This window comes from Nitrospiria bacterium (genome assembly GCA_036397255.1).
GTDB lineage: Bacteria > Nitrospirota > Nitrospiria > DASWJH01 > DASWJH01 > DASWJH01.
In genome coordinates this window covers 1-15,720 of the sequence record DASWJH010000021.1, presented here as the reverse complement: position 1 = coordinate 15,720, position 15,720 = coordinate 1, and the positions used below count along the sequence as shown (strand labels likewise).

Annotated in this window: 14 protein-coding genes and 1 tRNA gene; all 15 read right to left on the bottom strand. The window is 44.7% G+C overall.

What is annotated here, in order from left to right:
• Positions 1–150: GTP-binding protein (locus VGB26_03340; GenBank protein HEX9756818.1), on the bottom strand; the 150-nt coding region annotated here is incomplete at its 3' end.
• Between the two features lie 84 nt (positions 151–234).
• Positions 235–2,319: an elongation factor G gene (gene fusA, locus VGB26_03335; protein ID HEX9756817.1), complete on the bottom strand. Its 2,085-nt coding sequence runs from the start codon at positions 2,317–2,319 to the stop codon at positions 235–237.
• Between the two features lie 75 nt (positions 2,320–2,394).
• A complete protein-coding gene (gene rpsG, locus VGB26_03330) occupies positions 2,395–2,865 on the bottom strand; it encodes a 30S ribosomal protein S7 (protein ID HEX9756816.1) in 471 nt (156 codons plus the stop codon).
• Positions 2,866–2,898: 33 nt separating this feature from the next.
• The gene (gene rpsL / locus VGB26_03325) at positions 2,899–3,270 is read right to left on the bottom strand and encodes a 30S ribosomal protein S12 (GenBank protein HEX9756815.1); all 372 of its coding nucleotides are present in this window, start codon (positions 3,268–3,270) and stop codon (positions 2,899–2,901) included.
• Between the two features lie 298 nt (positions 3,271–3,568).
• Positions 3,569–7,735: a DNA-directed RNA polymerase subunit beta' gene (gene rpoC / locus VGB26_03320; protein ID HEX9756814.1), complete on the bottom strand. Its 4,167-nt coding sequence runs from the start codon at positions 7,733–7,735 to the stop codon at positions 3,569–3,571.
• A gap of 75 nt (positions 7,736–7,810) precedes the next feature.
• Positions 7,811–11,782, bottom strand: coding sequence for a DNA-directed RNA polymerase subunit beta (rpoB, locus tag VGB26_03315; protein ID HEX9756813.1), 3,972 nt, complete (start codon positions 11,780–11,782; stop codon positions 7,811–7,813).
• A 191-nt stretch (positions 11,783–11,973) separates the two neighbouring features.
• Positions 11,974–12,354, bottom strand: coding sequence for a 50S ribosomal protein L7/L12 (rplL, locus tag VGB26_03310; protein HEX9756812.1), 381 nt, complete (start codon positions 12,352–12,354; stop codon positions 11,974–11,976).
• A 90-nt stretch (positions 12,355–12,444) separates the two neighbouring features.
• Complete coding sequence (gene rplJ / locus VGB26_03305; GenBank protein ID HEX9756811.1) at positions 12,445–12,972, bottom strand: 50S ribosomal protein L10; 528 nt, start codon at positions 12,970–12,972, stop codon at positions 12,445–12,447.
• Positions 12,973–13,030: 58 nt separating this feature from the next.
• The gene (gene rplA / locus VGB26_03300; GenBank protein ID HEX9756810.1) at positions 13,031–13,729 is read right to left on the bottom strand and encodes a 50S ribosomal protein L1; all 699 of its coding nucleotides are present in this window, start codon (positions 13,727–13,729) and stop codon (positions 13,031–13,033) included.
• Between the two features lie 79 nt (positions 13,730–13,808).
• The gene (rplK, locus tag VGB26_03295) at positions 13,809–14,234 is read right to left on the bottom strand and encodes a 50S ribosomal protein L11 (protein HEX9756809.1); all 426 of its coding nucleotides are present in this window, start codon (positions 14,232–14,234) and stop codon (positions 13,809–13,811) included.
• 64 nt (positions 14,235–14,298) lie between these two features.
• The gene (gene nusG / locus VGB26_03290) at positions 14,299–14,829 is read right to left on the bottom strand and encodes a transcription termination/antitermination protein NusG (GenBank protein ID HEX9756808.1); all 531 of its coding nucleotides are present in this window, start codon (positions 14,827–14,829) and stop codon (positions 14,299–14,301) included.
• Between the two features lie 22 nt (positions 14,830–14,851).
• Entirely contained in the window at positions 14,852–15,052 is a 201-nt protein-coding gene (gene secE, locus VGB26_03285) for a preprotein translocase subunit SecE (GenBank protein HEX9756807.1), read from the bottom strand.
• A 100-nt stretch (positions 15,053–15,152) separates the two neighbouring features.
• Positions 15,153–15,230, bottom strand: a tRNA-Trp gene (locus tag VGB26_03280).
• Positions 15,231–15,266: 36 nt separating this feature from the next.
• Positions 15,267–15,416, bottom strand: coding sequence for a 50S ribosomal protein L33 (rpmG, locus tag VGB26_03275; protein HEX9756806.1), 150 nt, complete (start codon positions 15,414–15,416; stop codon positions 15,267–15,269).
• Positions 15,417–15,491: 75 nt separating this feature from the next.
• The coding region (tuf, locus tag VGB26_03270) for an elongation factor Tu (GenBank protein ID HEX9756805.1) at positions 15,492–15,720 on the bottom strand (229 nt) is incomplete at its 5' end.

Below are 15,720 nucleotides of genomic sequence, written 5' to 3'. Positions count from 1 at the left end.
GATCTTATCGTAGGCTAAATACTCCGCCATCTTCTTTTCTGCCAATACCTTCGTAATCGCCGCGGTCAACGTCGTCTTCCCATGATCCACATGCCCGATCGTCCCCACATTTAAATGCGGCTTCGTTCGTTCAAATTTCGCCTTTGACATGGTCTCCCCCCTAAAAATTAATTAATAATTTTCCGAACTTTTAAAAGAAATTTTATTGATAAGGCATTTAAGGAATTCATAAAATTACCCGCCCTTTACCTTGGCTATAATTTCATCCGATATCTGCTTAGGAACAATTTCATATTTAGAGAACATCATGCTAAAGGTCGCCCTCCCCTGGGTCATGGACCGCAAATCGGTGGCATACCCAAACATCTCAGCAAGAGGAACCTCGGCTTCGATCACCTGGGCATTTCCTCTAGGAAGCATCCCCTGAATTTTTCCGCGCCTGGAGTTTAAATCCCCAATGACATCCCCCATATATTCTTCAGGGACGATAACTTCTAAAGACATGATCGGTTCTAACAAACCTGGATTTGCTTTTTTGGCCGCTTCCTTGAAACCCATAGACCCTGCAATTTTAAAAGCCATCTCGGATGAATCCACATCATGATAAGACCCATCATAGAGAATGACTTTAAAATCCACCATGGGATACCCTGCTAAAATTCCGTTTTCCATGGCTTCCCGAATTCCTTTTTCAACGGCAGGTATATACTCTTTGGGAATTGCACCCCCCACAATTTTATTCAAAAATTCAAATCCCTCACCGGGCTCTTTGGGTCCGACTTCAAGGTAGACATGGCCATACTGCCCGCGTCCTCCCGTTTGCCGGATATATTTCCCCTCCGCTTTGGCATTCATTCGAATCGTTTCCCGATAAGCCACTTGAGGTTTCCCAACGTTGGCTTCCACTTTAAATTCCCTTACCAAACGGTCCACGATAATTTCCAAATGCAACTCACCCATCCCCGATATAATGGTTTGACCGGTTTCTTCATCTGTATTAATTCGGAGTGAGGGATCTTCTTGCGCCAGCTTTTGCAGGGACAGCCCCAGCTTTTCTTGGTCGGGTTTGGTTTTGGGTTCAATGGCCATGGAAATGACAGGTTCGGGAAAACTAATCACCTCAAGTACCACAGGATGTTTCTCATCACACAAAGTATCTCCTGTAGAAGTGCTTTTAAGACCTACGGAAGCGGCAATATCCCCTGCGAAAACCTGGGTGATTTCTTCCCGTTTATTGGCATGCATCTTTAACAAACGGCCGATCCGCTCCCTTGTATCTTTGGTGGAATTATAAATATAAGAACCGGCTTTCAGAGAACCCGAATAGACCCTGAAATAGGTCAATTGACCAACAAAAGGATCGGACATGATTTTAAAAGCGAGGGCCGAGAAATGGTCATCATCTTTGGCATACCGTTTGACCTCCTCTTCTTTATTTTCTGGATTAAAACCCACAACGGGAGGCACATCTAAGGGGGAAGGAAGATAATCGATGACAGCATCTAAAAGCAATTGAACCCCTTTATTTTTAAAAGACGCCCCGCAAAGAACGGGGGTAATTTTTAGAAGAAGGGTTCCTTTCCGGATTGCCGTTTTAATTTCCTCCTTGGTCAGGGGTTCCCCCCCTATATATTTTTCAAGAATCGCTTCATCAAATTCAGCTACGGATTCGACCAACAACTCCCGATACTCATTGGCTTGAGCCTGAAGATCTGCTGGAATCTCTTCGACCACATATTTCGATCCCAACTCTTCATCATCAAAAATTATGGCTTTTTTCTCCACCAAATCAATGGACCCTCGAAATCCATCTTCTTTCCCGATTGGAATTTGAATCAGGACCGGCTTCGCCCCCAAACGGGTCACCATCGTTTTGACACTTGCAAAAAAATCGGCTCCAACCCGATCCATCTTATTCATAAAAGCAATTCTCGGGACATGATATTTATCGGCCTGACGCCATACCGTCTCTGATTGGGGTTCAACTCCTTGAACCGAATCAAAAACGGCGATCGCACCGTCCAAAACTCGGAGAGAGCGCTCCACTTCGATTGTAAAATCTACATGGCCCGGGGTATCAATGATATTGATGCGATGGTCTTTCCATGAACAGGTCGTTGCAGCCGAAGTAATGGTAATCCCCCGCTCCTTCTCTTGAGCCATCCAATCCATGGTGGCCGTCCCATCATGGACCTCTCCGATTTTATAAGACACGCCGGTATAATAAAGGATCCGTTCGGTCGTAGTGGTCTTCCCCGCATCGATATGGGCCATAATTCCAATGTTTCTTGTCTTTTCTAAGGAAGCTTTTTTTGACATATTTTCTTCAGCACTCTTTTCTGCCGACGGGAAAGGTTATTTAACTTAAATAAACCTCAAACCCATTTTCTCTTTCTACCAACGGTAGTGTGCAAAGGTTTTATTGGCCTCTGCCATTCGATGGGTATCTTCTTTCTTTTTGATCGCTCCCCCCGTCTTACCCGCAGCATCCATTAGCTCTCCCGCCAATTTTTCCTTCATGCTTTTTCCGGGACGCTGACCTGCGTATTGGACAATCCACCGGAGGGCCAAGGCATTTCTACGTACAGGCCGGATATCAACCGGAACCTGATAAGAAGCCCCTCCCACCCTTCTGGATTTCACCTCTACCAAGGGTTTTACATTATCAACGGCGGTCTTAAAAACTTTGAGTGGGTCACCAGAGGTTTTTTCCTTGATGATTTCAAAAGCACCATAACAAATGGTCTCCGCTATGCTCTTTTTCCCACGTCTCATGAGGGTGTTAATAAATTTACCTACCAGTTTTTCATGAAATTTTGGATCCGGGAGAATTTCTCTTTGAGAAATAAATTTTTTTCTAGGCATACCAATTACCTTTTTGGATCATGGCCCTCTTTTTCATTTGGGTCTTTTTGCTCCATATTTGGAACGTCCTTGTTTCCGGTTTTGCACCCCTACCGTATCTAATGCACCACGGACCACATGGTAACGCACGCCCGGAAGGTCCTTCACCCTGCCTCCTCGGATAAGAACAATGGAATGCTCTTGGAGGTTATGCCCAACCCCGGGGATATAAGAACTGACTTCAAGCCCATTGGTCAGACGCACTCTAGCCACTTTTCGAAGGGCAGAGTTTGGCTTTTTAGGCGTTGTGGTGTACACACGCACGCACACTCCCCTTTTTTGGGGACACTGGGTCAAGGCCGAACTTTTTGTTTTGCTCTTTGCTTTAACCCGGCCATGCCGGATCAGTTGATTGATTGTGGGCATAAATACTCCTAAAAAAACCTGTAGAATCGGAAAAACTTATGGATTATATTGAATTATCGGCCATCCTGTCAAGGACTTTTTAAGTTTTTTCAATTATTTAAACACGAGTGATCTACCAAACCCAACCCCACCCGCAAAAGCTCCCCTCTTTTGATACAGAAGGGGATTTTACACAGGGAAAAAGTTAATTTTTCCCCAGGAAGTTTCCTTCGCTCCTTGTTTTTAGAGCTTTTTTAGGGAGTCCTATGAAAGGTAGGAATCGCTTCTCATTTATGGAAGAAACAAATAATTTTAAAATTTACGGTTTTAATTCCTCCACGGGTATTTCCTGTTGACCCTCTGCCGGATTCTCAATATTTTCTGGGGGAGCGGCAACCAGCTCCCTCCCAGAAGAGCGTGGAAGCTTCACAAAGGTATCCCGGTAATCGATTAAGCCCGTTCCCGCGGGAATCAGTCTCCCCACAATAACATTTTCCTTCAGCCCTACCAATTCATCTACCCTGCCACTGATGGCTGCTTCTGTTAAAACGCGGGTGGTTTCCTGGAAGGAGGCGGCGGAAATAAAACTGTCTGTACTCAAAGAGGCTTTGGTAATTCCCAAAAGAATGGGTCGACCAATGGCCGGAGTTCCCCCATTTGCAATGACCTTCTCATTTTCCTCTGCAAAAACGAATTTATCCACTTGACTACCAATTAGAAAATCTGCATCCCCAGGTTCTTCCACTTTTACCCTTCTCAGCATTTGGCGAACAATAACTTCAATATGCTTATCATTGATGGAAACCCCTTGAAGACGGTAGACTTCCTGCACCTCATCCACAAGGTATTTCTGGAGTTCCTTAGGACCTAAGACATCCAAAATATCATGGGGATTGGCTGATCCATCCATCAATGGCTCACCGGCCATAACCCAATCTCCCTCGTGAACATTCACATGCTTTCCTTTGGGAATAAAATATTCTTTTACATCACCCATTTCATTTTTCACGATGACCTTCCTCATCCCTTTAATAAAACCACCATACTCCACAATCCCGTCAATTTCACTAATAACCGCCTGCTCTTTTGGACGGCGGGCTTCAAACAACTCTGCCACCCGGGGAAGCCCTCCGGTAATATCCTTGGTTTTGGTCGTTTCTCTAGGAATCTTAGCCAGGATATCCCCAGGAAAAACGGTACCACCCTTTTCAACCAGGATGTGGGCCCCTGCGGGTAAAAGATAGCGGGCAACAGCATTGGTCCCAGAAACCTTGGCAGTTTTCCCTCCTTCATCCTTAACGGACAGCCTCGGCCGCAAAGTAGATCCGGGAAAATCAATAACCACCCGGCGGGAAAGCCCGGTAACCTCATCCACCTCCTCTTTAATCGTTTCCCCTTCGCTAAGATCCCCATAGGCAATTTTTCCACCGACCTCTGTAAGGATAACGGATGAATAAGGATCCCATTCCACCAATTTTTGGTTGGATTCCACTCGGGCTCCGCTCTGAACTTTAATTTTAGCCCCGTAAATCACGGAATATTTCTCTTTCTCTCTTCCCGTTTCATCGTAGATGGCAATTTTCCCATTTCGGTTCATCACCACCATGTCGCCATCTTTATTTCGGACGGTGCTTAAATTTAAATATTTTAACTTCCCGGTATTTTTTGCCTGAAGAATCGTTTGCTCCACCACTTTACTGGCGGTTCCCCCGATATGGAAGGTTCTCATGGTTAATTGTGTTCCCGGTTCCCCAATGGATTGGGCAGCAATTACGCCCACCGCCTCGCCGCGCTCCACAATCCGCCCTTTCGCTAAATCACGGCCGTAGCACCGGACACACACCCCTCTTTTGGCCTGACAGGTTAAAACCGACCGGATTTTGACCCGGTCAACCCCAGCTTCCACAACCGCCTTCACTCTTTCCTCATTAAGCTCCTGATTGATGGAAACGATCACTTCCTGAGTCAATGGATCATGAATATCCTCCCCCGTCATTCTTCCCAGAACCCTTTCATCCAACGGCTCGATGATCTCTCCCCCTTCCACCAATGCAGTTACGAAAATACCATCTGTGGATCCACAGTCTTCTTCGCCCACAATGACATCCTGGGCCACATCAACCAAACGCCGGGTTAAATAACCAGAGTTGGCGGTTTTTAAAGCGGTATCCGCTAACCCCTTCCGTGCCCCATGGGTAGAAATAAAGTATTGCAATACGGTCAAACCCTCTCTAAAGTTTGCCGTGATAGGGGTTTCAATAATTTCCCCGGAAGGTTTGGCCATCAATCCCCTCATCCCTCCCAATTGCCGGATCTGCTGTGCGCTCCCTCTTGCCCCGGACTCAGCCATCATAAAAATTGAATTAAAAGCCTTGCGTTCATGTGGAACCCCTCCCTTCTTCGCCCCACTTTCCGCAGTTCCTAATTCCTTCATCATTTCACTGGCCACAACCTCAGTCACATGGGCCCAAATATCGATCACTTTATTGTATCGTTCTCCATTCGTTATTAACCCATCAGAATACTGTCGCTCAATCTCCAGGACTTCTTTTCTTGCGTTTTCAATCAATGCACCTTTCTTTTGGGGAATATGCATATCATCGATGCAAATAGAAATCCCCGCTTTAGTGGCATAACTAAAACCAATATCTTTAATTTTATCTAACAAGACAATGGTCTCCCGTGAGCCAGCCTCTCTGTAGCAAATGTCAATCATCTTCATGAGTTCTTTCTTCGTCAATTCCTGATTCACAAATCGGAACGGAAAATGGGCAGGAAGGATTTCCCCAAACAATACCCTTCCAACGGTTGTTTCAATTAACTCCCCTTGAATTCGAACCTTAATCTTGGCATGCTCTTCCACCTCTCGGGAATCATACGCAACCCGAACCTCTTCAGGCCCGCAAAATACTTTTCCCTCCCCTTTTGCTCCTGCCCTTTCTTTGGTCAGGTAATAACACCCCAACACCATATCCTGAGAAGGAACCATAATTGGTTTTCCACTCGCGGGAGACAACACATTGTGAATGGACATCATCAGTACTCGGCATTCAATCTGCGCTTCAACGGAAAGGGGAACATGAACCGCCATCTGATCACCATCAAAATCAGCGTTAAAGGCAGAACAGACCAAGGGATGAAGACGGATCGCTTTTCCCTCAACCAAAACCGGATCAAAAGCTTGAATACCCAAACGATGGAGAGTGGGCGCACGATTTAAAAGAATCGCATGCTCTCGAATCACCTCTTCCAAAACGTCCCATACCTCCGGCCTTTCTTTTTCAACCATCTTTTTTCCACTCTTGATGGTGGTCACGTACCCTCTTTCTTCCAATTTATTAAAAATAAAGGGTTTGAACAATTCCAAAGCCATCTTTTTAGGCAAGCCACATTGGTGTAACCTTAATTCAGGACCTACCACGATCACTGACCGCCCTGAATAATCCACTCTTTTTCCTAAAAGGTTTTGTCTAAACCTACCCTGTTTACCCTTTAACATGTCGCTGAGTGATTTTAGGGGCCGTTTGTTGGGACCCCGAATAGCTCTTCCCCGTCGCCCATTATCAAATAGGGCATCAACAGCCTCCTGAAGCATCCGTTTTTCATTTCGAATAATGACCCCAGGGGCTTTTAACTCCATAAGACGCTGCAACCGGTTATTGCGGTTGATCACCCGGCGGTAAAGATCATTTAGATCAGAGGTTGCAAAACGCCCCCCATCTAAAGGAACAAGAGGTCGCAATTCGGGGGGAATCACCGGAATAACATCCATTATCATCCATTCGGGTTTATTTCCGGATTTTCGGAAGGCCTCTACTACCTTAAGACGTTTGGTTAGTTTTTTCTTAACCGCGCTTGAGTTTGCATCCGAAACCTTGATTCTTATTTCTTCCCAAAGAGCATCCAAATCAATTTTGCGGAGAAGTTCCCGAATCGCCTCGGCACCCATTTCAGCACGAAAACTATTCCCATATTCCGCGACCAAATTTCGATATTTTTCTTCCGAAAGGAGTTCTTTTTCCTTCAACGGAGTGCTTCCAGGGTCACTGACAACATAGCTTTCAAAATAAAGAACCCGCTCCAATTGTTTCAACGTCATATCTAACAGATTTCCAATTCGGCTAGGCAAACCTTTCAAAAACCAGATATGGGCAACGGGTGAAGCTAATTCAATATGGCCCATTCTCTCTCGGCGCACCTTGGATTGGATAACTTCAACCCCACATTTGTCACAAACCACCCCCCGATGTTTCATCCGCTTGTATTTTCCACAATTACATTCCCAGTCTTTGGTAGGGCCAAAAATTTTTGCACAGAAAAGGCCATCCCGCTCTGGTTTAAATGAACGGTAATTAATGGTCTCAGGTTTTTTCACTTCTCCATAAGACCAAGACTGAATTTTTTCTGGTGAGGCAATACGGATACGGATCGCATCAAAGGATATTAAATCTTTTGGTTTCTCAAAGAGGCTATATAGATTTTCCAAGGTTTCTCCTCCAAGGATGGTTAGTACTTAAAATAAGCGTGCAACCCGAATTTTCCATAAAATTACCCTGAACCGTTAATCCTTTGACTTCATTAATTCCACATCAAGTCCTAGACTCTGGAGTTCTTTAATCAGAACGTTGAAAGATTCGGGAAGTCCGGGCTCTAAAAAGTTTTCCCCTTTTACAATGGCCTCATAAATTCTGGAACGCCCTGGAACATCATCGGATTTTACGGTTAAAAACTCTTGCAAGGTTGAAGCGGCCCCATAGGCCTGAAGGGCCCACACTTCCATTTCACCCAACCGTTGTCCCCCGAATTGAGCTTTCCCTCCTAATGGCTGTTGAGTAACCAAAGAATATGGCCCAATGGACCGGGCGTGAATTTTATCATCAACTAAGTGGTGGAGTTTCATGATATACATATAACCCACTGTCACTTCGCGATCAAAAGGATCACCCGTCCTCCCGTCAAACAATTTGGTTTGCCCAGATTGGGGAAGCTGTGCCTTTTTAAGCATATCTTTAATCTCTTTTTCGGTGGCCCCATCAAAAACCGGAGAAGAGGCATGCTGCCCCAAGGCTTTCATGGCCCAGCCGAGATGGGTTTCAAGAATCTGACCCACATTCATTCGTGAAGGAACCCCCAAGGGGTTTAAGACCACGTCCACTGGCGTACCATCCGGAAGATAAGGCATATCCTCTTCGGGCATAATCCTTGATACGACCCCCTTGTTTCCGTGGCGCCCCGCCATTTTATCTCCCACGGACAATTTCCTTTTCATGGCAACATAAACTTTCACCAGTTTAATCACACCCGGGGGAAGCTCATCTCCTTTTTTAAGGCGGCCCACTTTTTCATCATATATGGTCTGCAAGATTTCAATTTGTTCCTTTGCAAATCGCTCAATTTCGTCGATTTTCTCTTGCTCCTCGGGTTCACTCAGAGTAATATTTTTTAAGTCATCATCTGAAAGCTTGGCTAGCATTTCCTCTTCAATTTTCTTTTTCTTCTTTAAGGTCATCTCTCCGGTTTCCGGATCGACCAAATCCTTGGCAACGATTTTTCCACCCAACAGCTTTCGAATTTTAATGGTTTTTTCTTCATCAATAATTCTTAATTCATCTTGATGATCCCTTTGGAGTCGAAGAATATCCTCATTTTCAATGGTCTTGGTCCGCTCATCCTTATCCACCCCTTTCCGGGAAAAGATTTTAACATCCACAACAATCCCTTCTACTCCAGGGGGGACCGCCAGGGAAGCATCCTTCACGTCACCGGCTTTTTCTCCGAAAATGGCCCTGAGAAGCTTTTCCTCGGGGGTAAGTTGGGTTTCGCCTTTAGGCGTCACCTTTCCAACCAGGATATCACCGGGTTTGACTTCTGCCCCTATTCGAATAATGCCGCTTTCGTCCAAATCCTTTAATGCGTCTTCTCCGACATTCGGAATATCTCGGGTTATGTCCTCTTTTCCCAGTTTGGTATCCCTTGATTCGATCTCAAATTCTTCGATATGAATAGAGGTAAACACATCCTCTCGAACCAATCGCTCGCTTACCAAAATGGCATCTTCAAAATTGTAACCACCCCAGGGCATGAAAGCGACCAAAACGTTTTTCCCTAAAGCCAAATCTCCTTGATCAATACAGGACCCATCTGCCAAAACTTCGCTCTTCTTTACCTTTTGACCCACACGAACAATGGGTTTCTGGTTAATACAAGTATTTTGATTGGAGCGTTGGAACTTAATCAAAGCGTAAACATCTAACGGCATCGATTCCGCTTCCCCGCTTGGCTTTTCTTTTTTGGTTGAATCTGCTTTGACAACAATACGGGTTGCGTCCACGCTCTCTACCAGCCCGGGACGCCGCGCTAAAACCGCATAACCAGAATCCCGCGCGACAATATCTTCCATTCCCGTTCCCACCAAAGGAGCCTCGCTCCGCATTAAAGACACTGCCTGTCGTTGCATATTGGATCCCATTAAGGCACGGTTGGCATCATCATTCTCAAGAAAAGGAATAAGCGCCGTCGCTACACTGACAATCTGTTTTGGAGAAACATCCATAAAATCCACTTTATCAGGAGAAATCGTAATAAAATCCCCACCAAAACGCGCAGAAATGACTTCGGAAATCAGTTTCCCTTTACTATCGATTTTTGAATTAGCTTGGGCAATGGTATGCCGCTCCCCTTCAATCGCAGAGAGGAATTGTATCTCATCGGTCACCCTTTCATTTTGAACCTTCCGGTAAGGAGATTCCACAAAACCAAATTCGTTCACCCGTGCATAGGTTGAAAGAGAGGTGATTAAACCAATGTTAGGGCCTTCCGGTGTTTCAATGGGGCAGATCCGCCCATAATGGGTGGGGTGAACATCTCTGACTTCAAAACCAGCTCTCTCCCGGGTTAAACCCCCAGGACCCAATGCGGATAAACGCCGCTTATGTGTAATTTCAGCCAGGGGATTAGTTTGATCCATAAATTGTGAGAGCTGACTACTTCCGAAAAATTCTTTAATCACCGCGGTAACAGGCTTTGCGTTGATCAAATCATGAGGCAAAGCGGTTTCAATATCGAGAAGATTCATCCGTTCTTTAATGGTCCTTTCCATTCGGACCAATCCAATTCGAAACTGATTCTCAAGCAGTTCTCCAACCGAACGGACTCTTCGATTTCCGAGATGATCAATATCATCTATTTCTCCTTTCCCGGTTTTCAGGTTAACCAAATACCGCACCACTTCCACAATATCCTGTGGCGTTAAGGTTCTTTTATCCAGGGGAAGATCCAACTTAAGTTTTTCATTCAATTTCAGTCGGCCAACAGGAGAAAGATCATACCGTTTGGTGTTAAAAAAGAGGTTTTCAAAAAGGAGTCTTGCGGTTTCCACCGTGGGAGTCTCCCCCGGCCTCAACCTCTTATAAATTTCAACCATGGCTTCGTCAACAGAGCCGACTTTCTCTGCGGAAAGGGTATCCCGAATCACAGGCAGAACATGAATATTATCAATATATAAAAGTGAAAAAGTTTGAACTTGGCTAGAAAGCAGTTTGTGGATAATTTCCTCGGTTATTTCCTTATTTCGCTCTATTAAAATTTCACCTGTACTGGGGTCCACCACATCATTGAGAACCGCCCTACCGATTAATTCACCATTGGGAAATGGAATTTCTTTCATCCCCCCCGATTTAATCCGTTTGAGTGAGACTTTTGTGATCTTATTGCCTTCTTTAACAATAATTTCCCGACTCTTTTTGTCCCGAATGTCTATGGGCGCTTTAATTCCTCCATGAATTTCGGGATCAATGGTACGGAAAAATTTTCCCTTGGTAATAGTCACTTCCTCGATGGGATAATACATTTTTAAAAGGTCTTCGGTGGAATATCCAAAAGATTTCAGGAGTATGGTCGCAGGAATTTTCCTTCTCCGATCAATCCTGACATAGAGAAGATCCTTCGCATCGAATTCAAAATCCAGCCAGGAACCTCGATAGGGGATTATACGAGCAGAAAAAAGAACCTTCCCGCTGGCATGGGTTCTTCCCTTATCATGCGTGAATGAAACCCCAGGTGAACGATGAAGTTGGCTAACTACGACCCGCTCGGTCCCGTTGATAATAAAGGTTCCATTTTCAGTCATCAGTGGAAGTTCACCCAGGTAAACCTCCTGCTCCCTAACATCTTTGACTTTCTTGGTTGAACCCTTCTCCTCCATTTCCCATACAATCAACCGAACCCTTATTTTTAAGGGAACCGCAAAGGTCATCCCTCGTTCAAGGCACTCACGGGTGTCATATTTTGGAGTCCCCATGGAGTAATCTAAATACTCCAAAACAGCGCTATCATTATAATCGGAGATAGGGAAAACACTCGTAAATGAGGCTTGCAATCCGGTATCTTCTCGTCGCTCTGGAGCAACAGTCTTTTGGAGAAATTTCTCATAGGAACCTTTTTGAATTTCAATCAGGTTCGGAATGGCAATTTGGGTGTGGATCTTAGAAAAATCCACCCTTACCCTTGCATTCTCTGATTTAGTACTGATCATCCTCTTCTCCTTTGTGCTGGTTCGAAATTAGGATAAAGTGTTTTCAAGAGACTCCCCTTTATTTCAAAGATCCTTAGAATTTCTCTACGCCCACTCCCCTTGGCTTCTTTAGTCAAGCACTCATACCCTATTTACTTAAGTTTCAGAGAAAATCTTAAATTAGGGTGCAAGGCCCTTTCCCAGACCGTGGCCTATTTTATCTCCGCTTTTCCACCGGCTTCCTCTACTTTCTTCTTCAGGGTCTCAGATTCTTCCTTAGTCACTCCCGTCTTCAAAGGCTTTGGGGCGCCTTCAACCAGGTCTTTGGCTTCCTTTAGTCCCAGGCTAGTTAATTCACGAACCACTTTAATCACCTGGATCTTTTTATCGCCAGCACTGGTTAACACCACATCAAAGCTGGTTTTTTCTTCTTCCGCGGGGGCTCCCGGCGAACCCGCCGCTGAAGTCATCCCTGCCATGGCCACCGGAGCCGCTGCGGAGACACCAAATTTCTCCTCAAACAACTTGATGAGGTCGGCTAATTGCATTACCGGCATTTCTCCTACCGCTTTCAAAATTTCTTCATTCTTCACTGCTTTCTCCTTTCTCGATTCTAATCATAAGGCCAAACGGTCTTATTTTTAACAATGAGCGTTGCATTTCTCCTTCAAGGAACCAGAAGGTTACGTATTCTCACCCTCCTTTTTTTCTTTAACCGCGGAAAGAACATAACCGAATTTTTTTACCAGTTGGCTCAACACACCAACCATTCCATATATAGGGCTCTGCATTCGGTTGACCACGAGCCCAAGAAGAACCTCCCGACTGGGGAGGGACGCAACTGTCTCAACCCCTTTCGAATCTAATACCTGTCCTTCAATAATTCCAAATTTAATTTTTAATTTCTTTTGGGTTTTCGAAAACTTTGAAAGAATCTTGGTAGAGGCCACCGGATCTCCAAAACCAAAAGCAACGGCCACAGGACCTTTCAAATGGGCCTGGGCATCTTCAAAGGGCGTCCCGGTAAGGGCTCGCTTGGCTAGAGTGTTTTTGACCACGCGAAATTCACATTGATTCGGCCTAAGTTCTCGACGAAGGGAGGTAAATTCCTCTACCGTCAGGCCACTGTAATCAGTAAGAATGGCAAGGTTCGCCTCCAAAAATTTCTGATTAAATTCGGAAACCAATGTATTTTTTTGTTCTCGATTCAATTTTCTTCCCTTTCCTTAAAAATTTTGCTTCATTTATTGAAACCCCTTGTCTTTTTACTTACCCCTGGTCTAAGAGTTTATTCAGGGTGGTAAGGTCCACGGGTATGGCAGGCCCCATCGTGGAAGAAACCGTAATATTTTTCAAATAGGTTCCCTTACTTGTAGAGGGTTTTGCTTTGACGATTGACTCCAATACCGCTAGGGCATTTTCAAAAAGTTGTTGTGCTTCAAAGGCCACTTTTCCGATGGGAGCATGAACGATTCCCGCTTTTTCAACCTTGTATTCCACTTTTCCTAAACGAATATCCTTCACTGCCCGGGAGACATCAAAGGTCACGGTTCCGATTTTTGGATTGGGCATTAAACCCCTGGGACCTAAAATTTTTCCTAATTTTCCCACCAAACCCATAAGATCGGGAGTCGATACCGTGGCGTCAAAATCAAGCCACCCTTGATTGATCCGTTCCACTAAATCTTCAGACCCAATAAAATCGGCCCCGGCTTCTTGGGCTTCTTTTTCCTTTTCCCCTTTGGCAAATACGAGAACCCTCACCTTTTTTCCCGTTCCGTGAGGCAATACAACAGCCCCCCTCACCATTTGGTCTGAATATTTGGGGTTTACCCCCAAGCGGACGGCTAAATCCACAGACTCGTTAAATTTCACGGAACTCAAATCTTTGGCCATGGACAAGGCCGCGGAAAGGTCTATTGGTTTTTTCTCAACTTTTAATTTTGCTCCTTCAAACCTTTTGCTCATTCCGACTCCTCAAACAATTAGATAACCTTACTGATCCTAAAATTTAAATGGCTTAAAAAGCTCTTTTGAACCCCCATCTTTAAGGGGTAATTTGAATCCCCATGCTTCGGGCAGTCCCCTCAATAATTTTGACAGCTCCCTCAACATCCACCGCATTTAAATCCGGCAATTTGGTCCGTGCAATTTCCTCAACCTGCTTGGAAGATAAAGACGCCACTTTATCCCGATTTGGGGTAGGGGATCCTTTAATGATCCCTGCCGCTTTTTTTAACAAATCGGAAGCAGGGGGAGTTTTCAAAATAAAAGAGAAAGAACGGTCCGAATAAACGGTGATCACCACCGGAATAATGGTTCCTTCCTGTTGCTGGGTTTTTGCATTGAACGCCTTGCAAAAATCCATAATATTGACACCTCTTTGTCCTAAAGCAGGTCCCACTGGGGGAGCAGGATTTGCCTTTCCCGCGGGTATTTGTAATTTAATCATTCCGGTGATTTCTTTTGCCATTTTTGTCCCCTACTTTATTTTGAACATATTAATATTGTTTTCGCAGAAATTTATTAAATCCGCTTTATTGACTTTCAACCTGGTTAAATCCAAGCTCTACCGGAGTGGACCTCCCAAAAATACTGACCAAAACCTTTACCTTATTTTGATCTTGGTTAACTTCATCGACCACCCCATTAAAACCAAGGAAAGGGCCATCAATAATCCGAACGTTGTTACCCTTTTCAAATTGCACCTTTTCCCGGGAAACCGCGGTGCCCGTGTCGATCTGTTTTAACAGGGTCTCAATTTCTTCAGGAGACAGGGGAGCGGGTTTTTCTCCACCTCCGACAAACCCGGTGACCTTAGGGGTATTTTTTATCAATTGCCAGGTATCATCCGAGAACTCCATCTCCACCAATACATATCCGGGGAAAAACTTTTTTGTAGAAAACCTTTTTTTTCCCTCTCGAATCTCAACCACATTTTCTGTCGGAATCAAAACCTGACCAATTTTATCCTGAAGCCCTAAACTAGTTGCTTTTTCTTCAATGGTGGCCTTTACTCTTCCTTCAAAACCGGAATACGTATGAATTACATACCAATTTTTTTCCATCACCTGTTTCTCCATAAGGGAATTAAATTCCTATCACCGCTTTAACCAGATCAGAAAGGACCCGATCCACCACAGCAAGAAAGACCGACATAATAACAACGAAAATCAAAACCACGGTGGTTGATCCGATGGTTTCCTTCTGTGTAGGATAAGAGGTTTTTTTCAATTCCGCTTTTACTTCCTTCAAAAACTCAACAATGGATGAAAAGAATTTTTTAATCATTTTCCTCTATGGCCGGTTAAACAAGTAATGGAAAAATCCACCATCTTTTTTTCTAAAACCGCCCTTGCCCCAAGGTTTTCATTATCCCCAATTGATTAAATGGCAGGCCAGGAGGGATTCGAACCCACAACCCGCGGTTTTGGAGACCGCTGCTCTAGCCAATTGGAGCTACTGGCCTTCAATTCCTAAACTCTAAATTAAACCCGCGCTCCCTTTATTTAATTTCTTTGTGTCCTGTATGCTTCCGGCAACGATTACAGTACTTTTTAAGCTCCAATCGGTCAGGGGTGTTCCTTTTATTTTTCATTGTAGAATAATTGCGTTCCTTACAGTCATTGCAGGCTAATGTAATAATATCTCGCATTTTTCCCTCTTGGTCATCACCCTCTGTTAGAAATTAACCACCAGAGGTTATTTCTTTTGGACGACGGTAAAACTTCTAATCCAGGACCTCGGTAATAACTCCTGCCCCCACGGTTCTTCCACCTTCCCGTATCGCAAATCGCAATTCCTTTGCCATCGCGATCGGAGTAATCAACTCTACCTCCAAACTCACATTATCCCCCGGCATCACCATCTCCACTCCCTCCGCTAACTTCGCCACCCCCGTCACATCTGTCGTTCGAAAATAAAACTGCGGTCGATACCCATTGAAAAACGGTGTGTGC